The organism is Sphingomonas sp. Root710 (assembly GCF_001429065.1).
In the GTDB taxonomy this organism is placed as follows: domain Bacteria; phylum Pseudomonadota; class Alphaproteobacteria; order Sphingomonadales; family Sphingomonadaceae; genus Rhizorhabdus.
This window is the reverse complement of record NZ_LMIB01000015.1, coordinates 393358-418887: the sequence shown is the minus strand read 5'-3', so window position 1 is coordinate 418887 and position 25530 is coordinate 393358. Positions and strand designations below refer to the sequence as shown.

The window sequence follows — 25530 nt, the reverse complement described above, 5'->3', positions numbered from 1 at the left end:
TCGGACGGATATCGTCCGGCGGCCTCTTTTTTTACTGGAGCATGAGATCCGCATGAGGATGGCCGAACCGCCGCCGCTTGAGCAGCCCATATCGGCGGAGGCAGCATCCGGCAGTGCGGCGGCTCCGCGGACGGAGCCGGGCGCGGACATGCCCTACCGGCCCGTCGCCGCCTGGTGTTCGGTCGGCATATTGCTGGTCTTTTCGCTCTTCTCCTTTCTGGATCGGCAGATCATCGCGCTGCTGGTGGACCCGATCAAAGCCGATCTAGGCCTGACCGATACGCAGCTCGGGCTGCTGCAGGGACTCGCTTTCGCGCTGCTTTATGCCGTTGCCGGCCTGCCGATCGGCTGGGCAGTGGACCGCTATCCGCGGCGCATCATCCTGTTCGCGGGCATCACCATATGGTCGCTCGCTTCGGCCTCCTGCGGACTTGCGCGCAATTTCTGGCAAATGTTCGCCAGCCGCACCTTCGTCGGCGTCGGCGAGGCGAGCATGGGTCCTACCGCCGTCTCGCTGATCAGCGATCTGTTTCCGCGCGACCGCGTGGCGACGCCGCTGGGCGTCTATTCGGCGGGCTTCTACATCGGCGGCGGCGTAGCGCTGACCGTCGGAGGCTGGGTGGTCAGCCTGTTCGCCGGTCAGGCTACGGTCGATTTTCCGGTTTTCGGACAGCTGGCGCCATGGCAGGCGGTGTTGATCGCGACCGGCCTGCCCGGCTTGTTGGTCGGCTTGCTGGCCTTCCTCATCTACGAGCCGCGCCCCGCCGATCATCTCCGCCGGGTCCGCGCGCAGCCGGATGCGGCGAAGCTGTCCGCCTTCCTGCGCGAACGCTGGCGGATCGTCACGATCGCTTATGGCGGCTTCGGCATCGCCGCCTTCGTCAGCTATGCGATAACCGCCTGGACGCCGACCTATTTCATCCGCGTCTTCAAATGGACCGCGACCGATGTGGGCTGGACCTACGGCCTGATCGTCGGCCTGTCGGGGGCTTTCGGAGCCTTCGCGGGCGGCGTGTTGATGGACCGCCTCTACCGGCGTGGCCGCACCGACGCCTATTTCCTGGTCGCCGGCATCGCTTCGCTGATCGCGACCCCCCTCTTCGCCGGTGCTTATTTCGTGCCGTCTCCGGTCGTGGCGCTGGCGATGCTGTCCGGCGGACTGGTCATGTTCGGCGCGACGTCGGCGGGTTCCTACTCGACCTGGCAGAAGATCGCGCCGCGTGCGGTGCGCGGACGGGTGACGGCCACCTACATCCTGATCGGCGCAATCCTTGGCTCTGGGTTCGGGCCGCTGTCGACGGCGCTCGTCACCGATTATGTGATGCGGGATCCGCTGGCGGTCGGCACGTCGATCGCGCTGATCAGCGGCCTGTCCTTCCCGCTGATGGCGCTGCTCTTCTTCAGCGGACTGCGCCTTATGCGCGAGCTGCCCGAGGATTGATCCGCCGCCGCGCCTTCAGGCCTGCGCCTGAAGGCGGAAATGGCTTGGCGAGCAGCCGACTACGCGCTTGAACGCCACCGAGAAGCTGCTCGGCGAGGTGAAGCCGAGCCGGTAGGTGATCTCCTTCATCGACAGATGGCTGTTCGCCAACAGGCTCTTGGCGTGCTCGACGACGGAGTTGGAGATGAACTCGTGTACCGACTGGCCCGTCGTGGCGCGAAAGCGGCGGCGAAAATGCGACACGCTCATCCCCAGTTCCCTCGCCAGGGCCGATGCGCTGGGGATGCTGTCATGCCCTTCCTCGAGCATGGCGGTGACGCGGTCGAGCTGCGCCGATGATAACCGTGCCGAATTCGACCGGTCCGCGTGGAATGCTTCCGCCGGCGTCCGGCTGGTGTCGCGGATGATCTCGATCACCGCCGTTTGCAGGAGCGATTCGATCAACGCATTGGACGCGAGCCCCGGTTCGAGCAGTTCGAGCGAGATGCGATGGAGGCAGGCGCGCGCATGGGCGTTCTTCACCCCCAGGAAATTGTCGACGTCGAGATCGCTCGTGTCGAAGGAATGCCCCAGCAACCGCTCGACCCAGGCAGGCGCAAAGCTGCATTTCAGGGTGCGGGCGCGATGGACGGGGCCGTCGCCGACCACCCGCAGGGTCGATCCCGCCGGTAGCAGCGACAGATTGCCGAGATGGTGGTCGGCGCGTCCGCTGAGGCTGCCGTGCATGTCCAGCTGAAAGGGCATCAGCCGGTAATGAATGCTGTTCAACTGATCCTGATAGATGAAGGATTCCTGCCAGCGATAATCGACGATGCCGACTTCGGCCTGGCCCAGCGCCCTTTGCGCGATCACCCGCGAAGGGCATTTCTCCATGATAGCCTGCATAACGACCCCATCCTCGAATCGTCCGGTTGTCCGGATCTCGCAGCATGGCCCTGATCTGGCCCAGCGGCAGATAGGCTATCCTGATATGAGGCTGCTTTTCCATCCAACGCAATGGGCGCGAATGTGCCGAAATGCGTATTGTTTTGGCGGTCCGTTCGAGCGTTTCGCGCAAGACTTTCGATTTTGAGCTTTTCTATTTTCGATCGTGCGTGCTCCATTGTCGGTGAAAAAGCCGCCATTATTGAACAGCCTGCATCTGCAACGCCCGTATCCGCTCGGGCCGGAGCGCGCTGGCATCGGATCAGCCGCCGGGCATAGCGGCCGCGCCGGACATCGGCACGGGGGCAGGACGAGAGAGGGGATTATATGCGCGCAACTTTGGGGATTCGGCGTCGTATCGCACTCAGCCTGGCGGGAGCCGCGCTGGTCATGCCGGCCGCGGGCTGGGCGCAGGCCGCCGCCGCTGACGATGGCGAGGGCCTGCAGGAGATCGTGGTCACGGCGCAGAAGCGCAGCCAGAACCTGCAGGACGTGCCCGTCGCGGTCAGCGCGGTGGACAGCAGCACGCTCGCCTCGGCCAACGTCACCAGCGCCAACGACCTCGGCCGTATCGTCCCGTCGCTGACGATCTTTGCGACCTCGGGATCGGTCCAGCCCTTCCTGCGCGGCATCGGCAATCCTGGCTCGCTGGTCGGCAACGAGGCGAGCAACGCGGTCTATATCGACGGCGTCTACCTTGTCCGCGTGCCGAGCACGCTGCTGCAGCTCAACAGCATCGCCCGGGTCGAGGTGCTCAAGGGGCCGCAGGGAACCCTGTTCGGCCGCAACGCCAGCGGCGGCCTGATCCATGTCATCACCCGTGATCCCAGCGAGACGCCGACCGCGGAAGGCAGCATCGGCTATGGCAATTACCAGACGACCCGCGCGAGCTTCTATGCGTCGGCCGGGCTTGCCGAGGGCCTCGCGTTCGACGTGACCGGCCTTCTGATCGATCAGGGCGACGGCTGGGGCAAGAATGTCGTCGACGGCCGCGACTGGGGCCGCGAGAACACCAAGGCGATCCGCGCCAAGCTGCGCTGGAAGGGCGAGAACACCACCGTCACCCTGACCGGCGACTATAACCGCTCGAACAACGATTTCATTGCGCAGAGCCAGTATCTGCCGGGCATCCAGCGCGGCTATGACGTGCCGCCCTTCGGTCTGCAGCCGAAACTTCCCTTCTACGACATCGAGGCGAACGACACGCCGGTCAGTCGCAGCCGCAACTGGGGCCTGTCGGGCAAGATCGAACAGGATCTGGATTTCGCCACGCTGACCTCGATCACCGCCTATCGTCGCGACAAGAGCTATATCGTGTTCGATTCCGACTTCGGCCGCAGCAATCTGCTGCGTGCCGATCTTTATGGCCGGGTGCGGCAATTCTCGCAGGAATTGCAGCTCGCGTCGCAGGCGGGCTCGAGCTTCGACTGGCTGGTCGGCGCCTTCTACCTCAACTCGCGCTCGGCCTATGTGCCGTCGCGCTTCACTGGCCTCGCGATCGATTCCTTCACCGGAGGAATTCCGGCGGTCAGCGATACCTATGGCCGCTCCAGCACCAAGTCGGCCGCGGCCTACGGGCAGGCAACCTTCCACCTGACCGACAGTCTCAACCTGACGGTCGGGGGGCGATATACCCAGGACAAGCTGAGCGGCGCGGGACGCGGCGACTTCTACCTGGCGGGAACACCGGCGGTTCCCGGGCCGACGGTTACCGGTCGCGAGACCTTCAAGAAGTTCACCTACAAGGGCTCGCTCGATTACAGGATCAACGATAATGTGATGGTCTATGCGTCGCAGAGCCGGGGCTACAAGGCCGGGCTGTTCAACACGCTGCCCTTCCTGCCGACGGCGGCGAAGCCGGAAATCCTCGACGCGAGCGAGGTGGGCTTCAAGTCCGAGCTGTTCGATCGGCGGTTGCGGCTCAACGGCGCGCTGTTCCACTACAGCTTCAAGAACGCGCAGTTCCAGCAGTTCGACGGACCGACCGTCATCATCATCAACGCCCCCAAGGCGCGGATCAACGGTGCCGAGCTGGAAGGGCAGGCGGCGCTGGCCGACGGATTGACGCTTCGTTTCGGCGGGGGCTGGCTGGACTCCAAATATACCAATTTCCCGAACGCGCAGACGCCGGTTCCCAATCTCAACACCGACCCGACGGCTGGTCCGGTCGGCGGTTATGTCAACGGCTTCGCGCCGCTCGACGCGAGCGGCAACGACATGGTCCGCGTCCCGAAGTGGACCTTCAACGTCGGGCTCAACTATGAGGTCGAGACGAGCGCGGGCAAGTTCAATTTCGACGTGAACTATGCCTATAATGACGGCTTCGCCTGGGATGCCGACAACGCGCTGCGCCAGTCGTCCTACGGCCTGCTCGACGCGCAGGTGAAGTATACGCTGCCTGGCAACTACGACCGTTTCGCGATCCGGGCCTGGGCCAAGAACCTGACCCGCGAGAAATATTATGTCGCGCAGATCCAGAGCGACGGCGCACGGGGCAGTTCGGCGATGCCGGGCGCGCCGCGCACCTATGGTCTCGATCTGCTCTTCTCCTTCTGACGACGGACGGGACCGCATCATGACGACCGGCCAGGGCTATACCGGCGGCATTCTCAATCTCACCGGGGTTCGCCCCGGTGAGGCCTTCCGCTACGAAGGCCTCAGCTTTCCGGACATGACCGTTTACATGGTCACCTTCCGCAGCAGCTATGAGGCGATCGAGAAGCTGATCCTGCCGCCCCCGCTCAAGGTGGACCGGTCGCAGCCGCCGGAGGTGCTGGCCTGGTATTTCACTAGCCGCAACACCCTGCCGATGGACGGGCGGGTGACGCCTTATCATGGCTTTCAGTTCCGCGCTTATACCGAGCATGCGGGGGTGAAGGGCTTTGCCGGCTGGGAATATATCGACGCGCTCGACGGCGATAAGACCAGGATCGACATCATGGGGCCCTGGGGCGTCTATTTCGGCATGCTCAAGAAGCTGGGCGACATCAGCTTCGTGCCGACCAGTGTCGACGCCTTCGAAGTTACTGTACGGCGGCGCGGCGAGACGCTGATCCGGATGACCATGCAGATCGGCGCCGAGATGGGCGCGGCCGGGGTGGCGCAGATGAACCAGGGCGGCTCGAAGACGCTGACGGTGCGCGAAGTGCCCGATGTGAACTATGCGGGTTTCGTCGACCGGACGGTGTGCATCTCGCCCACCGACAGCAGCAACCAGGTGCTGCGCGCCTGGAACGTAGTCGACGCTTCGATAGAATTCGGCTCGCTCGACCTCGATCCGCTCGGCGAACTTGCGCCCGAAGGCGTGGTCCGCGCGGTTGCGTTCAACGCCACCGCCTCGGTCGAGACCTTCACCGACATGAAGGTGCTCGACCGGTTGCCCGGTGACCCGCGCGGCTGAACGATCAGCGTTCGACAATATTGCTCGCAATGCCATCGCCGCGCGGCTGGCGCACATCAATTCCCGCTTTATTTTCGGGTGGACAAGCCGGAGCAGGGAGAGAAGCATGGCGTCGGATCGCGGTGGCGGGAAAATCAGGCTGGGCATTCTCGGCGCAAGCGCCAATCCCTTCGCCTGGGCCAGCGCGGCGCATATTCCCGCGCTGAAGTCGCTGCCCGAATATGAGCTGGTCGCGGTCGCCTCGCGCAACCAGGAAAATGCCGATGCCGCCGCGGCGAAGCACGGTATCCCGCGCGCCTATGGCGATTATCACGAGATGCTCGCCCAACCCGACCTCGACATGATCGTGGTCAGCACCAGTTCGGCGCATCATCATGAGTTCGTGATGCCGGCGATAGCGGCGGGCAAGCATGTCTTCTGCGAATGGCCGTTCGGCACCAGCATGGTGCAGGCCATCGAAATGCGCGACGCCGCGAAGACGAAGGGGGTGCGCTCGCTGATCGGGCTGCAGAACCGTTGCGCGCCGATCGTCGCCTATATCCGTGACCTGATCGCGCAGGGCTATGTCGGCACGCTCTGGTCGGTCAATTTCGACCGCGCCAACGACCAGACCGCGCGCATGTCGGTCAGCCAGGCCTATGTCGACTTCCTCGAACATGCCAACGCCGGCCTGCGGATCATGGGCGGGCACGCGCTGGACACGCTCGCGGCCTATGTCGGCGAGTTCGCCGATCTCCAGGCCTATATGGAAATCGGCATGAAGGAGATCCGCATCGACACGGGCGAAGTCGTGCCGATGACCCACCGGGATCATATATTGGTCCAGGGCCGGCTGGAATCGGGCGCGGTTGCGTCGATCGTGATGAAGCAGAATTCGCCGACCTATAAGCCCTTCCACCTCGAGATCAGCGGATCGGGCGGCGCGCTGATCATCACCACCGAGGGCGATCTCGATCCGAGCGAACGGCATCCGGGCGTCCCCAACGACTATCTGATCTATGGTACCCCAAAGCTCGGTGCGCCGTTCGAACCGCTGACGATTCCGGCAGAATATAAGACTGTGCCGCGGGACACTCCCGACACCCAACCGCTCAACGTCGCCCAAATGTACCAAGCCTTCGCGCAGGCGTTGTTCGACGACCGGCCGGGCCCGCTCGATTTCGACCATGGCGTGCTGCGGCACGAGCAACTCGCGACGATCGAACGCGCCGCCGCCAGCGGCGAGCGCCAGCGTCTCGGTGGCTGACGCTTCGGCAAATCCGGTCCGCTCACCCGAAACCCGCGAACAGCTGATCGCCATCGCGCTGCCGATCTTCGCGCGGCACGGCTATGACGGCGCATCGACACGCGATATCGCGCAGCAGGCGGGCGTGGCGCTGTCGGCGATCAGCTATCATTTCGGCGGGAAGCCTGAGTTGTTTGCCGCGGTTGCCGACCGCGCGGCGCGGGTGATGTTCGCGCCCCTCGAAGCGATCGTCGCCGAAGCCGGGGCACGGGCCGCGGGCGGCGCTTCGCCGGATGACGCCGGCGACATGCTCGTCGCGCTGGTCGACGCGGTCGCGGTATCGCTGCTCACCACCGGCCATGAGGCCGAGGCGGCGAACCAGTTCGGCATGCGCGAACTGGCGGTCGGCGGCGTGGAGATGGCGCGGATCGGGCGCGAGGTGATCGATCCGATCGTCGGCGCAGCATCGGCGCTGCTCGCCTGTAGCCGTGGCGGAAGCGCGGCCGATCACACCATTGCCGCCACGACGCTGTTTGGCCCGATCACACTGGCCCGGCTGATCCACAACCGCCGGCTTGGCGACATGACCGCACCGGAAGCCGAGGGCCTGATCGAAACGGTGCGCTCGGTGAGCCGCCGGAACGCGATAATGCTCGCAAAAGGCTGAAAAGCGAAAGGCTTTGCCGTTGGGGACTATGCCCAAGAAACGTAAAGTTCGGTCGTTCGACCTAATGATGGCCAGGAGGGAAATATGGGGCAGTTGATCGAGGGACATGAGATTCCGGATCATGTGCCGCCCGGCCTGGTCCACGATTTCGATCTGCATCGCGATCCGACGCTCGATCATGATCTGCATGACGGCTATATCGGCCTTCACCGCGCCGCGCCGCCGCTCTTCTACACCTTCCGAAACGGCGGGCACTGGATAGCGACGGGCAGCGACGTCGTCCGCGAGATGATGCTGTCGCCCAGAATATTCTCAAGCACCGGCATCGCCGTGCCGGCGCCGCCGCCCGAACTGGCCGTTCCATTCCCGCCGCTCGACATGGACGATCCCGAGCATCGCAAAATCCGCGCCCTGCTCAACAAGTTCCTGGCGCCGTCGGTGGTCCGCAGGATGGAGAACACCGTTCGGGAATATGCGCGGGAGCTGATTCGCGACATCCTCGTCCAAGGCAATTCCTGCGAATATGTCGAGCAATTCTCGTCGCGGTTGCCGGTCGGCATCTGGATGGCGATCATGAACATGGATTTCTCGCGACGCCGCGAGATCATCGGCTGGGTGCATGTCATCATCGGCCATTATTCGGCGGGTGATCGTGGCAAGGTGATGGAGGCGCTCTACGCCTATCAGGGGCAGCTTGCCGACGAGCGCGCCGTCAATCCCGGCGACGATCCGATCAGCTTTCTTCTGAACGCCGAAGTCGACGGCCAGCGGCTGTCGCGGCAGATGGTCCTCGACATCTCGAACCTGCTGTTCACTGCGGGGCTCGACACGGTGACCAACGCGCTGACCTTCATCACCCGTTTCCTGGCCGAGAATCCCGGGCACCAACAGCAACTTCGCGACGATCCGGCAAAAATCCCGCAGGCGATCGAGGAGATGCTTCGGCGCTTCTCCTTTGTGCTGACCGGCCGGCGGGTGATGGAGGATGTCGTGCTGGGCGGTGTACAACTGCGCAAAGGGGACCATGTCCTCGGCGCGCTGCCTTCGGCTAGCAACGATCCGGGGCAATGGCCCGATCCGATGACGGTTGATTTCGATCGCGATGCGCGGGGGCATTTTGCCTTTAACACCGGCCCGCACGCCTGCGCCGGTATCCATCTCGCACGGCTCGAACTGAAGATATGTCTAGAGGAATGGCTGGCGGCGATACCCAGCTTCCGCACCGCGCCCGATTATGTCGCGGTGGTCCGCAAAAGCCAGACGATGGGCATCGAAAATCTCGACCTCGTCTGGTAAGCCCCGGCACAAAGAAAAGCCCCCCGGAGCCTTTGCTCCGGGGGGCTTTCTTCGCGCGTTTGCAGTTAGAACTTGAAGTCTACCGCCACACCATAGGTCAGCGGTGCGCCGGCCAGATAGGGGTAACCGGGGCCGCCTTCCTGCGTCAGCGCCAGCGCGACATATTTCTTGTCGAGCAGGTTCTTGCCCCACAGCCGGACCGCCAGATTATCGTTCGGTGCGAACTTCAGCTGCGCGTTCACGAGGTCATAGCTGGGCTGGTGGAGCAGATTGTCGGGTTCGAAATAATAGCCGCTGTTGTGGTAATAATCGGCGCTGAGCGTAAAACGTCCCCCGGCCGCATCGAAACCGTAATCGGCCCCGACATTGAAGGTCGCCTTGGCCGCCAATGGGGTTCGGTTGCCATCGGCGACGATGTTGATCAGCGGGGAGACCGCGCCGCCGGTCGGCGAAGGCGGGCCGCTCGGTGCGCAGCGTACGCAGGCGCCGGTTACCGGGTCGATTGAACCATAGCTGGTATATTTCGCGTCGAGCAGCGTCACGCTCGCACGCATCGTCAGCGCCTCGCTCACTGCCGCCTGTCCGTCGAGCTCGAGGCCGTAGACTCGCGATCCGTCGGCGTTGGACAGCGCCAGTGATCCATTCTGCAACAACTGCACCTGGGGATCCTGGATCTTATAATAGAAAGCCGCGCCGTTGAACCGGACGCGCCGATCGAACAGGTCCATTTTGAAGCCGGCTTCATAGGCGTCCAGCGTCTCGGGCCGCTGCGGCGGAGCGGAGAAGGGAATAAGATTGTAACCCGCCGACTTGTAGCCGCGGCTGAACGATACATAACCCAATATGTCGGGCGTGAACTTGTAATCCACCGCCGTCCGGAAGGTGACCTTCTCGAATGTCTTACGGTCTGCCGACGCCCCGATCGGAATCAATGTGGCGGCGGGATTGATCACGGCATTTTCGGTGGCGAGGTTCTGACGGCCGTTTCCGGCCAGCTTGTCACGGGTATAGCGCAGGCCGCCGGTGATGCTCAGACCAGGTGCAATCTCATAGGTCGCCTGGCCATAGGCGGCATAAGATTTAACGTGCTGGAAATTCTCGAGATAGAGATGCGCACCCGGGAAGATCGTCGCGTTGAACAGCAGGCCGGAGAAGTCGTTCGGATAGGCTGTCTTGGTGTCATAGTAGAACAGGCCGAGGATCCAGTCGAGCTTGCCGCCGGGATTGGCGGCGAGCTGGAGCTCCTGCGTCCACTGCTTCAACTCGGCGCGCTGGAAATAGATGAAGTCGGCGACAGGCCCGTAATCGCCGTCCCCCTTCGACCGTTCCTTGTCACGGGTATAAGCGGTGATGCTGGTCAGCCGCGCAAAGCCGAGGTCCTGCTCGGCGCGCAGCGACCCGCCCCAGAATTTGGCCTTCAGCCGCCCATCGATGTCCGAATTATGGTCCTGGAAATCATCGAGCGGCAGCGTGATCAGGCCGGGTATCGTCCGGGTTCCACGGGTGAAGCCGGGGAAGGTGTTCCCCTGGCTGCCCGACTTCGAATAGGAGTAGAAGCCGGACAGCAGGATCTTGGTGCTTTCGCCGGGTTCGAGCAGCAGCTTCGATCGTATCGTGAAGTCGTCGACGAAGCCGACCCGGTTGCCGGTCGCCCGGTTGACGCCCCATCCGTCGCCTTGGCGCGTGCCGCCGACGGAGATATCCATCGCCGCTTTTTCGCCTAGCCCACCAGAGACATAGGCGTCGCCATGGACGGTGTTGAAGCGGCCATAGCCGAGGCTGCCCTGCGCTTTGAATGCGTAGGAAGGATCAGGCGTCACGATATTGACGACGCCGCCCGACGAGTTGCGGCCGAACAGCGTGCCTTGCGGCCCCTTGAGCACTTCGACCCGGTCGATGTTGTTGAGCGACAGGAATCCCGGTGGAAGGCGCGTATAATAGACCCCGTCGAGATAGATCGCGACGCTCGATTCATTGCCAACCGCGCTGGCGGTGCTGCCGATGCCGCGCAGGAAGGGGATGGTCGATCCGCCGCCGCCCGGCTGGATCTGCAGACCCGGCGTGGTCAGCGTCAACTCGCCGACATTGGTGATACCGCGGGCTTTCAGCGTGTCGCCGGTGAAGGCCGCGACGGCCAGCGGAACATCCTGCAATTTCTGGGCGCGCTTTTGCGCGGTGACGACGATTTCCTCAATCTGCGGCCCGGCGCTGTCCTCGGGCGTCTGCGCGAGCGCCGGCTGCTGAAAAAGTGCGGCGAAACAGGCCGATGCGAGCAATCGGCGAACGTGGTGATTTCGCATATCCATCCCCTCTCGAATAAGCGCGGCCGTTCATTGTTGACGACCGTTCGCGGAGGCCTGATGCTCAAGTGAAAGCATCAGGACGGGATTGTTATGCATCCCAGGACAAAGTGGTGATGTAGGAGCGCCTTTGGCTAAGCGTGTATAGATTGATTAAAGCGAGCCCGGATTTTGCCCATTTTCCAATTTCGATCATATTTTTAACAAATGCACTACGCTGTCCAGATTCAGCCTTTATCGAATAGCGCTCTTTTCTTTGAGTTTCGCGCCAAAGCGCAGTCGAGCCATGGGCTGCGACCTTCAGGCCATCTATAGATCGACGGATCGATAGAATGGCGCGACCGCGCCGAACATTGGGGAGGTTGAGGGATGAAGGCCGTCAAGGCAATGGCGAAAACGTCGGTAGCGGTCCTGGCCTGCGCGCTGCTGGTATCCGCCAGGCCAGTTCCTCCGCCGGTCGAATGGCCGGTCTACGGACGCACCAACATGGGCCTGCGCTTCGTTCCGGCCGACCAGATCAATCGCGCCACGGTCGGGCGGCTCGGGCTGGCATGGTATCATGAGTTCGACACTGATCGCGGCCAGGAGTCGACCCCGATCATGGTGGATGGGGTGCTGTATGTCAGCACGGCTTGGTCGAAGGTCTCCGCTTTCGACGCGCGGACCGGACGGCAGCTCTGGTCCTTCGATCCCGAGGTGCCGAAGCCGACATTGGCAAAGAGCTGCTGTGACGCCATAAACCGCGGGGTTTCGGTTTCGAAGGGCAGGGTGTTCGTCGCAACCCTTGACGGACGTCTGATCGCGCTCGATGCCCGGACGGGCCGGAAGCTTTGGTCGACCCTCACGGTGGACCAGAGCAAATCCTACACCATCACCGGTGCGACCGAGGTGGCAGGGGATCTGGTGCTGATCGGCAATGGCGGGGCCGAGTTCGGCGTCCGGGGCTATATCTCAGCCTATCATGTCGCCACCGGCAAGCTCGCCTGGCGTTTCTTCACCGTGCCCAATCCCGAGGGCAAGCCCGACGGTCAGCCGTCCGACAAGCCGCTGCGCGAGCTTGCCGCGCCCGGCTGGTTCGGCGATGGCTGGCGGCAGAATGGCGGCGGCGGCACCGTCTGGGATTCGATCACCTATGATCCCGAAAGCGGCATCCTCTATTTCGGCGTCGGCAACGGCGGCCCCTATGACTGGAACATTCGCTCGGACGGCAAGGGCGACAATCTGTTCCTCTCGTCTATCGTCGCGGTGAAGGCGGCGACGGGGGAATATCTCTGGCATTACCAGACCACCCCAGGCGACAGCTGGGACTATACGGCGACCCAGCACATCATGCTGCTCGACGCCGAGTATAAGGGCCGTCAGCGCAAACTGCTGATTCAGGCGCCCAAGAACGGCTATTTCTATATCCTCGACCGGACCACCGGCGAACTGCTGTCGGCCGAGCCCTATGCCGACGTCACCTGGTCGAAGGGCGTGGATATCAAGACCGGCCGGCCGATCGAAGCCCCGGGCGCGCATTATCAGGACAAGCCCTTTTTGCAGTCGCCGTCGGGCCTCGGCGCGCACAGCTGGCACCCGATGGCGTATAGTCCGCAGACGCGGCTGGTCTACATACCCGCCCAGGCGATGGTGCAGGAATTCGCGCGTGATCCCGGCTTCAAACATCGTCCGGGCCATATGAACATCGGGATCGACACACGGACCCTGGCGGTGCCTGACGATCCGGCGCAGCTCGAAAAGATGAAGGCCGCGGTCCATGGCGAGCTCCTGGCCTGGGATCCCTTCGAGCAGAAGGCGCGCTGGCGGGTGAAGCATCCTTTCTTCGTCAATGGCGGCGTCCTTGCCACAGCGGGCGGACTGGTGTTCCAGGGAACCGCCGAGGGGACGCTCAATGCGTACGACGCTTCGACCGGAGCGAAGCTGTGGTCCTATCCCACCGTCAACGGCATCGTCGCCCCGCCGATCAGCTATGTGATCGATGGCCGTCAATATGTCGCGGTGATGGTCGGCTATGGCGGGCCGAGCGCGATGTACGGGACGATCGTGCCCTATCGGCCGCGGCTGCCTGGCCGCCTGATGGTGTTCGCGCTCGACGGCAAGGCCAGGGCAAAACCCTATGTCATTCCGCAGCCCGCGCCGATCGACCTGACCGGGGTCGCCAGTTCGGGCGATCCGGTGCGTGGGCTTGCCGCCTATAACGACACCTGTCTGGTCTGTCATGGCTTCAGCGCCCGGGGCCGCTACACCGCCGACCTGCGCCGTTCGCAGATCGTCAAGGATCCCGAAGCTTTCCGTTCGGTCGTGATCGACGGCGCCTTCAAGGAGCTTGGCATGGTGAGCTTCGCCCCGCATGTTTCGCCTGAACGCGCTGAGGACATCCGCGCCTACCTGATCCAGGAGGCGCGCAAGGTCGTCGAACGGGGGGATCCCGACAGCTGGCAGCCGCCGCGCTGATTTGACAAAAAAGCCCCCGTCCGCGATCGGCGGACGGGGGCGTCAGGCCTCGCGGAGGAAGCCTGGGACGATCAGTCGATGTTGATCCAAACCGCCTTGGTGTTGAGATATTCGTCGAGATGATGCTTGCCGGCCTCCAGGCCATAGCCGCTCATCTTGTAGCCGCCGAATGGCACCGCCGGGTCCATCGCCTGATAGCAATTGACCCACACCGAACCCGCCCGGATCAGGCCGGCCAGCTTGTGCGCCTTCTTGACATCGCGCGTCCACACGCCGCTGCCAAGGCCGAACACGGTGTTGTTGGCGCGCTTCACCACCTCTTCGATGTCGTCGAAGGGGATGGCGGAGATGACCGGGCCGAAAATCTCTTCGCGGGCGATCTTCATGTCGTCGTTGACGTCGGCGAAGAGCGTCGGCGGCACGAAATAGCCGTTGGCCAGATCGCCGTCGGTCAGCCGGGCGCCGCCCGCCATCGCCCGTGCGCCTTCCTGCGCGCCGGCTTCGAGATAGCCGCTGACGCGTTCGAGCTGGCCTTGGGAAACCAGCGGGCCGATCATCGTCTGCGGGTCCAGGCTGTTACCTACCTGAAGTGACTTGGCAAAGGCGGCGACCTTCTCGGTGAACTCGTCATAGATGCTGCGCTCGACGAACAGGCGGCTGCCCGCGCTGCACACCTGACCGGAATTGCCATAGACCGCCATCGCCGCACCCGGAACGGCTGCATCGAGATCGGCGTCGGCGAAGACGATGTCGGGCGACTTGCCGCCCAGTTCCAAGGTGAGGCGCTTGAGGTTGCCGGCGGACGCCTGGACGATCCGCTGGCCGGTCTCGCACGAGCCGGTAAATGCCACCTTGTCGACGTCGAGATGGGCCGACAGGGCCGCCCCAGCATCTTCACCATAGCCGGTGATGATGTTGATCACGCCCTCGGGAATGCCCGCCTCGAGGCAGAGCTCGCCCAGCCGCAGCGGACTGAGCGAAGCCTGCTCGGCAGGCTTGAGCACCAGCGTACAGCCCGTGGCCAGCACGGGGGCGATCTTCCACGTCGCGTTGAACACCGGCCCGTTCCATGGAACGATGCCGGCGACGACGCCGACCGGCTCGCGCAGCGTGTAGGACAGGATGTTGCCGGGCACCGAGTTCGGCAGGGTCTCGCCCTGGATGCCCACCGCCATGCCCGCGCAGAAGCGGAAGGTGTCGACCACCAGCCGCTGGATGAACGGCTTCATGATGATAGGCGCGCCCATGTCAATCGAATCGAGCAGGAACAGCTCGTCGAAATTGGCTTCGATCAGGTCGGCGAGCTTCAGGATGACGCGCTGACGATCGGCGGGCTTGAAGCGGCTCCACGGGCCCTCGAAGGCGCGGCGGGCGGCGGCGACCGCGAGGTCGACATCGGCCTTCGCGCCCAGCGCTACGGGGTCCAGCGCCTCGCCGGTGGAAGGGTTGAAGGATCCGAAGGTCTGGCCCGACTGGGCCTCCACCCACTTCCCGTCGATCAGCAGCTTCTTGGGCTTTCCGTTCAGGAAGGCAGGGCGTGCCTTGAGGATGGAACTATGCTCGTTCATTGGGTTCTCCTAAGCCTCGAAACCCGCGCCTGAGGATAGGCTCGCGCCGCGCCCCGCCCTGGCCGCAAGGATGCGGTAGTGATTGCGGAGACTGGCGGAGGAGATGCGGATTTCGATCGAGAATAGTCTCCCATGCAGCCCTTCGCGACGCCATCGCCAAGGCTTTCCATATTCGACCAATGCTTTTCCGATCGCGCCGCAAGGTTCAGCCGTAGGACGGATCCGTCCGGTCCCGCGCACCCCGTAGCGTCAGATAGGAGAGAAAGCCGCCGGTCTCGATCCCGCTATAGGGTTCGACCTTGCTCCAATCGACGATCAGCCTCATCGAAGCGATGCGCCATTCGTCCCCGCGCCGGGACAGGGTGGTCGCATAGCGGATGCCGATCCACAGTTCGAGCGGCTGGTCCGCCGCGTCGCCGAGCGCGGCGAGCTTGGCCGCGCCGAGCACCGCTTCCAGTGGTTCGCGCTCGGTCGGCAGGATGTGGTAGGCGATGGCATAGATCTCGCCGCGGGCCTCGGCGCCGTTCACGTCCATCGAGATGTTCATCATGTAATGATTGGTGACGCGGAAATATTTCCGCATCATCTCCTCATAGATCAGCGGGATTGCCTCGCCCATCGGCAGGTCGACCGGACCGCCGATAAAGACGGCGTCGTCCCAGCACGCGGCGCGGTCCAGCTCGGCGTCGATCCGGTCCCCGGCGCGGAAATGCCGGTAGATCACCTGGCGGATTTCCTCGCGCGCGGATAATTCTTCGAGCGTCATCATCCTGTTTGCCTTTCGCGATCGTCCGGAATTCTATGCCGCCTCGGACCGGGGGGACGTCCACTCGACGCGGACGGGCATCCGCGCGAGCCCCTTGGCGATGGTCGATGCGCTTCGTTCCAGCGATCCGGCGACCTCGATCCGGCTGGTGCGTTTCAGCATCGTGCGGATCATCACGCGCACCTCGAGCGCCGCCAGCATCCGCCCGATGCAGTTGTGAATGCCGAAGCCGAAGCTCATATGCGGGTTGCGGCGGCGGCGGATGTCGAAACGATAGGGATCGTCGAACACCCGCTCGTCGCGATTGGCGGACTCGATGAACAGCGCCAGCCAGTCGCCCCGGGCGATCGGCTGACCCGCAATCTCGATGTCCTCGCGGGCGACGCGGAGCAAGGCGGTGGCCGGGTTAGACCAGCGGAACATCTCCTCGACCGCGGTCACCAGCAGGCCGGGTTCGCGGCGCAAGGCGTCCGCCTGTTCGGGATGTTCGAGCAGCGCGAGCAGCCCGCCCGATATCGCATTGCGCGAGGTCTCGAACCCGGCGGCCAGGACGGCCCAGGCATTCCACGCTGCCTCTGCGTGCGACAGCGGCTCGCCCTCAGCCTCCGCCAGCGCGGCCATCGAACAGAGATCGTCGCGCGGATCGGCGCGCCGCTGCGCGACGAGGTCGCTGACATAATCGAATGTCGTTCGCATCGCGATCATGAAGGTTTCGCCGGGCGTTCCCCCCAGCTGCAGCGCGGGATCGGCGAAGGAGGCGAAGCTGTTGGCATAGCGGAAGATGAAGGGCCAGTCCCCGCGCGGTACGCCGAGCAGGCGGCAGATCAGCCGGGCCGGCAAGGGCGCCGCGACGTCCATCACGAAATCGAACCGGTCGCGCCCGTCCAGTTCGGCGAGGATTTCATCGACGATCTGCTGGCACTGGCCTTCCAGCTTCGCAACCTGCGGACCCGAGAAGAAGCGGCTATAGATGCGGCGCAGCCGCGCGTGGTTCGGCGGATCGGTGTTGGTCAGCATCACCCCGAAGCCCATCGCGTCGCGGTCCTGCCGGTGGAGGTCGGGATCGGCCGGGATGATATTGCCCGCGGCCTCGCTAGACAGCAGCTCGGGATGTTCCAGCGCCCATTTGATGTCGGCGTGCCGCGTAACGGCCCAGAAGCCGCGCTGCGGCCAGGCCTGGCACCAATGCACCGGCGAGCGGTCGCGCAGATGGCGCAGCAACGTGGTGAAGCCGGGCTCCAGGAAGAAGGCGGGGTCGGCGAGCCGCGCGGTCAACCTCTCGATATCGTCGGTCATGGGGCGGCGGCTTCCCGTCTCAGCGGTGCAAAGCAGGCGCGCAGCTCGTCGACGAACAGCCCTGGCTGTTCGAAGGCAGCGAAGTGGCCGCCGCGCGGCAGTTCGTTCCAGTGAATGATCCGGGGATAGAGCGCCTCCGCCCAGCGCCGCGACGACCGGAACAGTTCGCGCGGGAAGATGCTCAGTCCGATCGGGATTGTGATCGGGCGGGCGCGGAAGGCGGTCGCCATGCTCTCCCGGTAAAGCCGCGCCGACGATGCTGCCGTGCCGGTGAACCAGTAGAGGCTGATCGCGTCGAGCATTTCGTCCTGGCTCAGCACGCTTTCGGGGTCGCCGCCGCAATCGGTCCACGCCTGGAACTTTTCATAGATCCAGGCGGCTTGCGCGGCGGGGGAGTCGGTCAGCGCATAGCCGATCGTCTGTGGTCGCGTCCCCTGAATGGCGGCATAGCCCGAGCCGTCGTCGTAAAAGGCCTTGATGTCGGCGAGCGCGGCCTGCTCGGCAGGCGTCAGATCATCGAGCAGCGGGCCCGTCGGCTCGGTCAGCGCCACGTTCAGATGGATGGCGGCGCATTCGGGCGGGGCGAGCCGGCCGATCGCGGCGGTGACGCCCGCGCCCCAGTCGCCGCCCTGCGCGACATAGCGCCGATAGCCGAGCCGTCGCATCAGCTCGACCCATGCCGCCGCGACCCGTTCGACGCCCCACCCCGTCCGGTCGGGCCGGTCCGAAAAGCCATAGCCGGGCAGGGAAGGCAGGATCAGGTGGAACGCCTGGCGCGGATCGCCGCCATAAGCGGCGGGATCGGTCAGCGGCCCGATCACCTTCATGAATTCGAGGACCGAGCCGGGCCAGCCATGGGTCATGATCAGCGGCAGCGCATCGGGTTCGGGTGACCGGACGTGCAGGAAATGGATGCCGAGGCCGTCGATGACGGTGCGGTACTGGTCAAATCCATTGAGCTGCGCCTCGCAGCGCCGCCAGTCATAAGCGGTGCGCCAATGCTCGCAGAGGGCCTGCACGGCCGCCAGCGGCACGCCCTGGCTCCAATCGTCGACTGGCTCGCGCTCGGGCCAGCGCGTGCGCGCCAGCCGGTCGTGCAGATCGTCGAGCGCGGCCTGCGGGATTTTCACGCGAAAGGGGGTGATCGCTTCACTCATGCCGCTGCGCTCAGGTGACGATCATGTTCTGGACAACGCCTTCCCATGGGTAGAAGGCGACCTTCTTCTCGTCGTTGAAGGCATAGCCGGTCTTGACCTGACCAATCCGGTCATAGGCGCGGATCACTCCGGGCCGCGCGGCCACGGCGTCGCGCCAGCGCAGGATGTTCGGATAGGCGCCGATGCCCTCCTGCGCGTCATAATAGACGATCCAGGGATAGCAGGCGATGTCGGCGACCGAATAGCCGGCGCCCGCCAGCCAGGGCGTCTCGCCGAGCTTGCGATCCATCACGCGCCACAGCGCGCTCATCATATTGTGGTAGCGGCTATGCGCATAATCATGGTCTCGATCGGGCGCGATCCGCGGCGCGAAGGCGTGAAAATGGAAGGCCTGGCCGCTGATCGGCCCTAGTCCGCCGACCTGCCAGAACAGCCATTGGATCGCATCGAGCCGGGCGCGCGGTTCGTCGGGCAGAAGCGCGCCGCCCTTTTCGGCCAGGTAGAGCAGGATCGCGCCGGATTCGAAGACGACGCGCGGATCGCCGCCGTCGGCGGGTTCATCGTCGCGGATCACCGGCAGCTTCTGGGTCGGTGATCCGGCCAGATTGGCGGGATCGAGCTGCTCGCCCTTGCTGATGTCGATCAGCTGGAGGCGATAGCTCAGGCCCAGCTCCTCCAGCGCGATGATGATCTTGTAGACGTTGGTGCTGGTGGCGAAGAAGAGATCGATCACGAGGGTCCCCCGAGGGCGTCTGCGAGATGGCGGGCCCGCATGCCTGGCTGGCGGCGCGGCGTTGGCGCTCAGGTGCGGGCCTTGTTGCGGAACTGGCTGGGCGAGCATCCGGTCATCCGGCGGAACGCCACCGAAAAGCTGCTCGGCGAGGTGAAGCCCAGCCGATAGGTGATCTCCTTCATCGACAGGCGGCTGTTGGCGAGCAGGCTCTTGGCCTGTTCGACGGTCAGCGCGGACATGAACTCGTGGACCGACTGGCCGGTGGTGGCGCGAAACAGGCGGCGGAAATGCGAAACGCTGAAGCCCAGCTCTCCCGCGAGCGCGGCCACGCTGGGCGGCCCGCTGCGGCTGTCCTCGATCATCGCGACGATCCGGTGCATTTGTGCGTGCGACAGCTTGGGCGCGGTCGCCGCGACGTCGATGACGGCGGGACGGAACTGATCGTGGACATCGCGCATGATCTCCACCACTGCGCTCCGCATCAGCGACTCGATAAGCGCCGCCGACGCAAAGCCGGGTTCGAGCAGCTCCAGCGCGATACGGTGAAGGCAGTTGCGGGCGTTGCTGTTGCGAACGCCCAGATAATCGTCGACCTCGGGGATCAGCGCGGTGAGCGGCTGGCCGAGCAGCGCCTCGATCCACGACGGCGTGAACAGGCAGCGCAGTGCGCGTGCACGATGATCGACGCCATAGTCGGATACTTTCAGCATCGAGCCCGCAGGCAACAGCGACATATTGCCCAGGTCGCGCTCGGCCTGGCCGCCCACCCTGCCGCGCAGGCCCAGGTTGACCGGCATCAGCCGGTAATGGACGCTGTTGTTATGGTTGTGGAAGATGAAGGCCTGCGGCCATTCATAATCGACCAGGCTCACCAGCGCATCTTCGGAGCGATGCTCCGCGATGACCCGCACATGGCATTGCTGAAGACCGGCTTGCATGGCGGTACCTGCCTCTTGCTTCCTCTCGGCCGAACTAGGCGCAGCGTTGGACCGCTGCCGCCTGGCCGGACACTTTGTGTCGCCCTGGATCAGCGAACGGGCAACCACCGAGCCTGTTCATAAATGTTCATCTCTTTTGAAGACGGACCCTGGGTGCGGCAGGGACAGATTGGTCAGGTAAAGAGCGTCACGCGATAGTCTGCGGTATTGAGTCACCATCCCATCGCCGCGACCATCTGATCATTCGATAAAAGGCGGGAGGGGTCATGGCAGGGCAAGCAGGTGGACCAATGCGCGGCGACGTTCCGGCCGCGGTCCTCGACCCGCTGATCGTCGATCCCGCGGACATGCGCTGGGACCAAGAAGCCGACGTCGTCGTGGTCGGCTTCGGCGGGGCAGGTGCGTGCGCCGCGATCGAGGCGCGCGAACAGGGGGCCAGCGTGATCGCAATCGATCGCTTCGCGGGAGGCGGGGCCACCGCGTTCAGCGGCGGCATCATCTACGCGGGCGGGACCCGGCACCAGCGCGACGCCGGCTTCGACGACGACGCCGGTCAGATGTACGACTATCTTTCGGCGGAGGTCGGCGATGTCGTCTCGCCCGCGACGCTGCGCCGCTATTGCGACGAAAGCGCGGCGAACCTCACATGGCTGGAGGGGCATGGCGTGCCCTATTCATCCGAGGCCTATGTCGAAAAGACGCTGTACCCGCCCGACGGCAAATATCTCTATTATGCCGGCAACGAGAAGATGCCCGAACATGCGGCCCGCGCCCGGCCCGCGCCGCGCGGGCACCGGCCCGTGGGGGCCGGGCTGACCGGCCATGTCTATTTCGCCGCGCTTGCCAGGGCGGCTGCCGGCCTCGGCGTGAAGCTGGCGCAGCAGCAGCGCGCGGTCCGGCTGATCATGGATCGCGGCGGGCGGGTGATCGGCGTCGAGGTGGCGCAACTCGCCGACAGTGCGAAGGGGCAGCACCAGCGGCTGTACGACAAGGTCGTGCCGATGCTTCCCTTAAAGGCGGTGCTTGCCGAGCGCTCCTCGGCGGCCGCGCGCAAGCTCGAAGAAGCGCATTCGATCGTTCGGCGCATAGGCGCGCGCCGGGGCGTCGTGCTTGCGACGGGTGGCTTCGCGATGAACCTGGACATGCTGCGCGCCCACCAGCCCTTCTACGCAGACAATTTCCGGGCGCTGATGCGGCTCGGTTCGCTCGGCTGCGACGGCAGCGGCATAATGCTGGGGCAGACCGCGGGCGGAGAGACCGGCCGGATGTCCAATCTCTATGCCGCGCGTAACATGGCCCCGCCCAATGCGCTGCTCGAAGGCATGCTCGTCAATCCGGCGGGGAAGCGCTTCATCAACGAGGAAGCCTATTCGGGCCATCTCGGCCTCGCCATCGCCGCGCAGGAGGGCGGCAAGGCATGGCTGATCCTGCGCGCCGACAGCTTTTGGCAGGCCGTTCGCCAGTCGCTGTTCGGCGGCTTCCTGTTCTTCAAATATTATGGCGTGCCCGCGCTGCTCAACTTCGCCCTGGGTGGCACCCGCCGCGGCGCCACGCTGGGGAAACTGGCCCGGAAATGCGGTATCGATCCTGCCGGCCTCGAGCGAAGCGCGACCGAGGCCGACACCGAGTTGCGGGCGGGTCTTGCCGATCCTTTCGGGAAGGCGATGGCGATGCGAAAGCTCTTCGGCCAGGGGCCCTTCTATGCGGTGAACATGTCGATCCCGAACATCTATGCTTTCACCTATATGTTCACGCTCGGCGGGCTGCGCGTGGATGAAGACAGCGGCGCGGTGCTGCGGGCGGATGGGACGGCGATCGCCGGGCTCTATGCCGCGGGCCGTGCCGCGGTGGGGCTCTGCTCGAACGGATATCTGAGCGGGCTGTCGATCGGCGACGGCGTCTTCTCAGGCCGCCGCGCCGGGCGTGCGGCAGCCAACGCCGGCGCATGAAAACGGGACCGGGCGGAGCCGCTACGATCCCGTTTTCGCCTGAAGGAAGAGGAAAGGCCGTCCCCGGCCGCCTCGCTCAGACCAGATAGTGCGCCGTGGTGCGCGCCGCGACGTCCTCGGGAGTGACGCCGGGGGCGGTCTCGATCAGCTTGAACGGCGAGTTGTGATCGGGCCGCTGGAACACCGCCAGATCGGTGATGATCATGTCGACGACATTCTTGCCGGTCAGCGGCAGGGTGCAGGCCGGGATGAACTTCGGGTCGCCGTTCTTCGACGTGTGCTCCATCACGACGATGATCCGCTTGACGCCCGCGACCAGATCCATCGCGCCGCCCATGCCCTTGACCATCTTGCCGGGGATCATCCAGTTGGCGATGTCGCCGGTTTCCGACACTTCCATCGCGCCGAGCACGGTAAGGTCGATATGGCCGCCGCGGATCATCGCGAAGCTGTCCGCCGAGGAGAAGTAGCTCGACGAGGGCAGTTCGCTGATCGTCTGCTTGCCCGCGTTGATCAGGTCGGCATCCTCTTCGCCCTCATAGGGGAAGGGGCCGATGCCGAGCATACCGTTCTCCGATTGCAGCGTGACGGTCATCCCTTCCGGGATGTTGTTGGCGACCAGCGTCGGAATGCCGATGCCGAGGTTCACATAATAGCCGTCGCGCAGTTCCTTCGCGGCGCGTGCCGCCATCTGGTTGCGGTCCCAGCCCTTGATCAGCGTGGCCATCATGCGGTCTCCTTCTGCCGGACGGTGCGGAACTCGATCTTCTTGTCATAGGGCGCCCCGAGCACGATGCGCTTCACATAGACGCCGGGAAGGTGGATCGAGTCGGGATCGAGGCTGCCGGTGGGGACGATTTCCTCCACCTCGGCGACGCAGATCTTGCCCGAGGTGGCGGCGGGGTGATTGAAGTTGCGCGCCGTCTTGCGGAAGACGAGGTTGCCGCTCTCATCGGCCTTCCAGCCCTTGATGATCGAGACATCGGCACGGATGCCGCGTTCGAGGATATAGGTCTGTCCGTCGAACTCCTTGGTCTCCTTGCCTTCCTCGACCAGCGTGCCGACGCCGGTCTTGGTGTAGAAGCCCGGAATGCCCGCGCCGCCCGCGCGCATCCGCTCTGCCAGCGTGCCCTGCGGGCAAAACTCGACCTCGAGTTCGCCAGCCAGATATTGCCGCTCGAACTCCTTGTTCTCGCCGACATAGGAACTGATCATCTTGGCGATCTGGCGGCTGCGGAGCAATTTGCCGAGCCCTTCGCCGTCGATACCGGCATTGTTCGAGGCAACGGTGAGGCCCTTTACCCCCGAGGCGACGATCGCGTCGATCAGCCGCTCGGGCACGCCGCACAGGCCGAATCCGCCCGATGCGATGGTCATTCCATCAAACAGCAGGCCTTCAAGCGCCGCCGCGGCGGATGAATAAATCTTGGTCATCGGCGATCCTCCTCGCAGCGGCCTATAGGGTACGGATGTATAAAATCTAATTGTTCTTCTTGTTCGATATCCATAATCGATATCTATGAAGCGTATCGCACTCTACCATATCGAGACGCTGCTGTGGATCAGCCGCCTGGGCACCTTCGCCGCCGCCGCGGAACGGCTCAACACGACCCAGCCCGCGGTATCGGCGCGGATCCGCGAGCTCGAAAACCAGATCGGCTTCGCGCTGTTTCAGCGGGCGGGGCGCAACATGGTGCTGACGATAAGGGGGCGGCAGTTCGTCACCGAATGCGAACCGCTCTGGGCGTCGATCGAGACGATGCTGCTGCAATCGGGGCAGTTCGCGGGGGCGTCGGGCACGGTGCGGATCGGCGCGGGGGAGATCGCCGCCGCAACCTGCCTGCCGCCCTTCCTGGCGGCGCTGAAGACCGAATTGCCGCGTGCCCGGCTGGAGATCGAGATCGACCTGTCGCAAAGCCTCCTCCAGAAGCTGCTCGGCGCGAACAGCGACCTGATCATCGTCGCCGGGCCGGTGGCGAGCGCGCAGCTCGAGACTGCGCCGATCGGGAATGTGGCGCTGATCTGGATAGCGAGCCCGGCGACCGCTGCGGCGATCGGCGACGACCCGGCGGCTGCGCCGATCTGGCTGCTGCATCGCCACTCGCCGATCCACGGCACGGCACTTGCGGGCCTGGGCGACCGGGCTCCACCTGAAGCGATGATCAACACGACCAACAATGCGCGCGCCCTGATCGATATCGCGCTGCGCGGCGGCGGTACCAGCTATGTTCCAGAGGTGATGGTGCGCGACCACTTGGCGCAGGGTGCGCTGGTGCCGCTACGCCCCGACCTGAATCGCTCGATCATGTTCCACGCCGCGATCCGGACGCAGGAACGCGATCCGCTGGTGCGGACGATCTTCCAGCAGATCGCGGGGTTGGAGATCGATCCGGGGCGGGGGTGAGGGCAGAAAAGCGGGACCCCGAGACAAGCACGGGTGACAGGATGGTGCCTAACCGACCGGGTTGCTGACCGCGGCGGCGAAATGCTCCGGGACGAACACCTTGGCCATCGCCTCGATCAGCTTGGGTTCGCGCATGTCGAACATCGCGTTGTTGCCGTTCGACCAGGTGAAGTCGTGCTTGAGATATTCGATCTTCCAGACATCGGTTGCTACACGGCGGAACCAGACATCATAGGAGCCATATTGGTTATATTCGACGCCGCCGCTGTCGCTGAGCTTCCAGTGGCGCGAGGTGTGCTTGAGGCGGACGAAGGCGCGGTCGCCTTGCACGTCGATGCGGAAGTTGGAATAGGTGTGGTGGCGCCGGACTGGAGAGAGGATCGCGTCGGCGAATGCGACCCACAGGTCGGTATTGAGGCGGATTTCCTTCTGGCCGGTCAGCCGTTCGAAATCGATATTGGCGACATCCATGAAGCAGGCGCGATGCGCGGCCCAGTCGCCGGAATCGAGTGTCGCGCCGAACTGGAGCATCGCGTTGCGGATGTTGCGCTCGTCCCAGATGGTAGCGAGCTTCGCGGCGTCAGTCATGATCGGCTTTCGTAAGAGGTAGCAGTTCAGGCGGCGCGGACTTCGCCGGGTTCGTCGGCGAACACTGCGCTCTGGTCGAGATAGGCGCGCTGTTCGCAGATCTTGTCGCCGCGAATGCGGATGACGTCGCAGCAGGGGACGACCACCCAGGTGCCGTCGGGCCGCTCATAATCGACATTGGCCTCGACGAAGACGAGGTCGCCCGCCTCGGTCACGCGCCAGATATTATGCTTCAGCCGGCCGATCATCGACCAGAAGATCAGCACCTGTTCGCGCGCGTCGTCCTTGCCGACGACCGGCGGGCGGCCGCCGAAGAGGAAGACATGATCGTCGGTCAGCATGTCGATGAAGCCGTCGATATCCTTGCGGTCGACCGCGCGGAAACGCTCGAGTACCCAGTGGTCGCTCACGCTCATGTCCCTCT

At 64.4% G+C, this 25530-nt stretch carries 21 protein-coding genes; 9 read left to right on the top strand and 12 right to left on the bottom strand.

Going from position 1 to position 25530, the window contains the following annotated elements:
* Positions 1–52: 52 nt before the first annotated feature.
* Positions 53–1441 carry a spinster family MFS transporter gene (locus tag ASE00_RS17075; RefSeq protein WP_082594785.1) on the top strand — a complete coding sequence of 463 codons (1389 nt, stop codon included), beginning with the start codon at positions 53–55 and terminating at the stop codon, positions 1439–1441.
* A 15-nt stretch (positions 1442–1456) separates the two neighbouring features.
* Here ASE00_RS17075 and ASE00_RS17070 read toward each other — a convergent pair whose 3' ends face one another.
* Entirely contained in the window at positions 1457–2326 is an 870-nt protein-coding gene (locus ASE00_RS17070) for a helix-turn-helix transcriptional regulator (RefSeq protein WP_056382487.1), read from the bottom strand.
* Between the two features lie 366 nt (positions 2327–2692).
* Here ASE00_RS17070 and ASE00_RS17065 point away from each other — a divergent pair, with 366 nt between their 5' ends.
* From ASE00_RS17065 to ASE00_RS17045, 5 genes are all read left to right on the top strand, one after another.
* On the top strand, positions 2693–4921 hold the full coding sequence (locus ASE00_RS17065) for a TonB-dependent receptor (RefSeq protein ID WP_056382485.1): 2229 nt from the start codon (positions 2693–2695) through the stop codon (positions 4919–4921).
* Positions 4922–4940: 19 nt separating this feature from the next.
* Positions 4941–5765, top strand: a complete 825-nt coding sequence (locus tag ASE00_RS17060) for an acetoacetate decarboxylase family protein (protein WP_056382483.1) — start codon at positions 4941–4943, stop codon at positions 5763–5765.
* 106 nt (positions 5766–5871) lie between these two features.
* Positions 5872–7011 carry a Gfo/Idh/MocA family protein gene (locus ASE00_RS17055; RefSeq protein WP_056382481.1) on the top strand — a complete coding sequence of 380 codons (1140 nt, stop codon included), beginning with the start codon at positions 5872–5874 and terminating at the stop codon, positions 7009–7011.
* Positions 7004–7657, top strand: a complete 654-nt coding sequence (locus ASE00_RS17050) for a TetR/AcrR family transcriptional regulator (protein WP_162256484.1) — start codon at positions 7004–7006, stop codon at positions 7655–7657. Before ASE00_RS17055 ends, ASE00_RS17050 begins: the two co-directional genes overlap by 8 nt.
* Before the next feature lie 84 nt (positions 7658–7741).
* Complete coding sequence (locus ASE00_RS17045) at positions 7742–8953, top strand: cytochrome P450 (protein WP_056382478.1); 1212 nt, start codon at positions 7742–7744, stop codon at positions 8951–8953.
* Positions 8954–9018: 65 nt separating this feature from the next.
* Here the strand turns inward: ASE00_RS17045 and ASE00_RS17040 are convergent, their stop codons facing one another.
* On the bottom strand, positions 9019–11253 hold the full coding sequence (locus ASE00_RS17040; RefSeq protein WP_162256483.1) for a TonB-dependent receptor: 2235 nt from the start codon (positions 11251–11253) through the stop codon (positions 9019–9021).
* A gap of 369 nt (positions 11254–11622) precedes the next feature.
* Here ASE00_RS17040 and ASE00_RS17035 point away from each other — a divergent pair, with 369 nt between their 5' ends.
* Positions 11623–13707 (top strand): PQQ-dependent dehydrogenase, methanol/ethanol family, encoded by a 2085-nt coding sequence (locus tag ASE00_RS17035; RefSeq protein ID WP_056382473.1) that lies wholly within the window; start codon positions 11623–11625, stop codon positions 13705–13707.
* Positions 13708–13778: 71 nt separating this feature from the next.
* Here the strand turns inward: ASE00_RS17035 and ASE00_RS17030 are convergent, their stop codons facing one another.
* The 6 genes from ASE00_RS17030 to ASE00_RS17005 all read right to left on the bottom strand — a co-directional run bounded on the left by ASE00_RS17030 (position 13779) and on the right by ASE00_RS17005 (position 20165).
* Positions 13779–15275, bottom strand: a complete 1497-nt coding sequence (locus ASE00_RS17030) for an aldehyde dehydrogenase family protein (protein ID WP_056382471.1) — start codon at positions 15273–15275, stop codon at positions 13779–13781.
* Between the two features lie 205 nt (positions 15276–15480).
* Positions 15481–16044, bottom strand: a complete 564-nt coding sequence (locus ASE00_RS17025; protein ID WP_056382467.1) for a nuclear transport factor 2 family protein — start codon at positions 16042–16044, stop codon at positions 15481–15483.
* A 30-nt stretch (positions 16045–16074) separates the two neighbouring features.
* Complete coding sequence (locus ASE00_RS17020) at positions 16075–17337, bottom strand: cytochrome P450 (protein ID WP_056382464.1); 1263 nt, start codon at positions 17335–17337, stop codon at positions 16075–16077.
* Complete coding sequence (locus ASE00_RS17015; protein ID WP_056382463.1) at positions 17334–18494, bottom strand: epoxide hydrolase family protein; 1161 nt, start codon at positions 18492–18494, stop codon at positions 17334–17336. The genes ASE00_RS17020 and ASE00_RS17015 overlap by 4 nt, the downstream gene beginning before the upstream one ends.
* A gap of 10 nt (positions 18495–18504) precedes the next feature.
* The gene (locus ASE00_RS17010; protein WP_056382462.1) at positions 18505–19227 is read right to left on the bottom strand and encodes a glutathione S-transferase N-terminal domain-containing protein; all 723 of its coding nucleotides are present in this window, start codon (positions 19225–19227) and stop codon (positions 18505–18507) included.
* Between the two features lie 68 nt (positions 19228–19295).
* Positions 19296–20165, bottom strand: coding sequence for a helix-turn-helix domain-containing protein (locus ASE00_RS17005; protein WP_082594781.1), 870 nt, complete (start codon positions 20163–20165; stop codon positions 19296–19298).
* Between the two features lie 290 nt (positions 20166–20455).
* Between ASE00_RS17005 and ASE00_RS17000 the strand changes: the two genes are divergently transcribed.
* Positions 20456–22114 (top strand): FAD-binding protein, encoded by a 1659-nt coding sequence (locus ASE00_RS17000; RefSeq protein ID WP_056382456.1) that lies wholly within the window; start codon positions 20456–20458, stop codon positions 22112–22114.
* A 76-nt stretch (positions 22115–22190) separates the two neighbouring features.
* On the opposite strand, the gene ASE00_RS16995 is transcribed toward ASE00_RS17000, so the two are convergent.
* Together ASE00_RS16995 and ASE00_RS16990 are read right to left on the bottom strand one after the other, a co-directional pair.
* Positions 22191–22841, bottom strand: a complete 651-nt coding sequence (locus ASE00_RS16995) for a 3-oxoacid CoA-transferase subunit B (RefSeq protein ID WP_200957958.1) — start codon at positions 22839–22841, stop codon at positions 22191–22193.
* A complete protein-coding gene (locus tag ASE00_RS16990; protein WP_056382454.1) occupies positions 22841–23548 on the bottom strand; it encodes a CoA transferase subunit A in 708 nt (235 codons plus the stop codon). The genes ASE00_RS16995 and ASE00_RS16990 overlap by 1 nt, the downstream gene beginning before the upstream one ends.
* Before the next feature lie 85 nt (positions 23549–23633).
* Here ASE00_RS16990 and ASE00_RS16985 point away from each other — a divergent pair, with 85 nt between their 5' ends.
* Positions 23634–24518 carry a LysR family transcriptional regulator gene (locus ASE00_RS16985; protein WP_056382452.1) on the top strand — a complete coding sequence of 295 codons (885 nt, stop codon included), beginning with the start codon at positions 23634–23636 and terminating at the stop codon, positions 24516–24518.
* Between the two features lie 48 nt (positions 24519–24566).
* Here ASE00_RS16985 and ASE00_RS16980 read toward each other — a convergent pair whose 3' ends face one another.
* Both ASE00_RS16980 and ASE00_RS16975 read right to left on the bottom strand, forming a co-directional pair.
* Positions 24567–25106: a nuclear transport factor 2 family protein gene (locus tag ASE00_RS16980; RefSeq protein ID WP_056382450.1), complete on the bottom strand. Its 540-nt coding sequence runs from the start codon at positions 25104–25106 to the stop codon at positions 24567–24569.
* A gap of 26 nt (positions 25107–25132) precedes the next feature.
* Entirely contained in the window at positions 25133–25522 is a 390-nt protein-coding gene (locus ASE00_RS16975; protein WP_082594780.1) for a nuclear transport factor 2 family protein, read from the bottom strand.
* Positions 25523–25530 lie beyond the last annotated feature (8 nt).

Excerpts from the sequence above, each read along its gene's own strand:
- ASE00_RS17075 (WP_082594785.1), top strand. The coding sequence starts at position 53 with ATGAGGATGGCCGAACCGCCGCCGCTTGAGCAGCCCATATCGGCGGAG.
- ASE00_RS17020 (WP_056382464.1), bottom strand. The coding sequence starts at position 17,337 with ATGACCGACGATATCGAGAGGTTGACCGCGCGGCTCGCCGACCCCGCC.
- ASE00_RS16990 (WP_056382454.1), bottom strand. The coding sequence starts at position 23,548 with ATGACCAAGATTTATTCATCCGCCGCGGCGGCGCTTGAAGGCCTGCTG.
- ASE00_RS17000 (WP_056382456.1), top strand. The coding sequence starts at position 20,456 with ATGCGCGGCGACGTTCCGGCCGCGGTCCTCGACCCGCTGATCGTCGAT.
- ASE00_RS17070 (WP_056382487.1), bottom strand. The coding sequence starts at position 2,326 with ATGCAGGCTATCATGGAGAAATGCCCTTCGCGGGTGATCGCGCAAAGG.
- ASE00_RS17060 (WP_056382483.1), top strand. The coding sequence starts at position 4,941 with ATGACGACCGGCCAGGGCTATACCGGCGGCATTCTCAATCTCACCGGG.
- ASE00_RS17005 (WP_082594781.1), bottom strand. The coding sequence starts at position 20,165 with ATGCAAGCCGGTCTTCAGCAATGCCATGTGCGGGTCATCGCGGAGCAT.
- ASE00_RS17015 (WP_056382463.1), bottom strand. The coding sequence starts at position 18,494 with ATGAGTGAAGCGATCACCCCCTTTCGCGTGAAAATCCCGCAGGCCGCG.
- ASE00_RS16980 (WP_056382450.1), bottom strand. The coding sequence starts at position 25,106 with ATGACTGACGCCGCGAAGCTCGCTACCATCTGGGACGAGCGCAACATC.
- ASE00_RS17025 (WP_056382467.1), bottom strand. The coding sequence starts at position 16,044 with ATGATGACGCTCGAAGAATTATCCGCGCGCGAGGAAATCCGCCAGGTG.
- ASE00_RS17045 (WP_056382478.1), top strand. The coding sequence starts at position 7,742 with ATGGGGCAGTTGATCGAGGGACATGAGATTCCGGATCATGTGCCGCCC.
- ASE00_RS17065 (WP_056382485.1), top strand. The coding sequence starts at position 2,693 with ATGCGCGCAACTTTGGGGATTCGGCGTCGTATCGCACTCAGCCTGGCG.
- ASE00_RS17055 (WP_056382481.1), top strand. The coding sequence starts at position 5,872 with ATGGCGTCGGATCGCGGTGGCGGGAAAATCAGGCTGGGCATTCTCGGC.
- ASE00_RS16995 (WP_200957958.1), bottom strand. The coding sequence starts at position 22,841 with ATGGCCACGCTGATCAAGGGCTGGGACCGCAACCAGATGGCGGCACGC.
- ASE00_RS16975 (WP_082594780.1), bottom strand. The coding sequence starts at position 25,522 with ATGAGCGTGAGCGACCACTGGGTACTCGAGCGTTTCCGCGCGGTCGAC.
- ASE00_RS16985 (WP_056382452.1), top strand. The coding sequence starts at position 23,634 with ATGAAGCGTATCGCACTCTACCATATCGAGACGCTGCTGTGGATCAGC.
- ASE00_RS17040 (WP_162256483.1), bottom strand. The coding sequence starts at position 11,253 with ATGCGAAATCACCACGTTCGCCGATTGCTCGCATCGGCCTGTTTCGCC.
- ASE00_RS17035 (WP_056382473.1), top strand. The coding sequence starts at position 11,623 with ATGAAGGCCGTCAAGGCAATGGCGAAAACGTCGGTAGCGGTCCTGGCC.
- ASE00_RS17030 (WP_056382471.1), bottom strand. The coding sequence starts at position 15,275 with ATGAACGAGCATAGTTCCATCCTCAAGGCACGCCCTGCCTTCCTGAAC.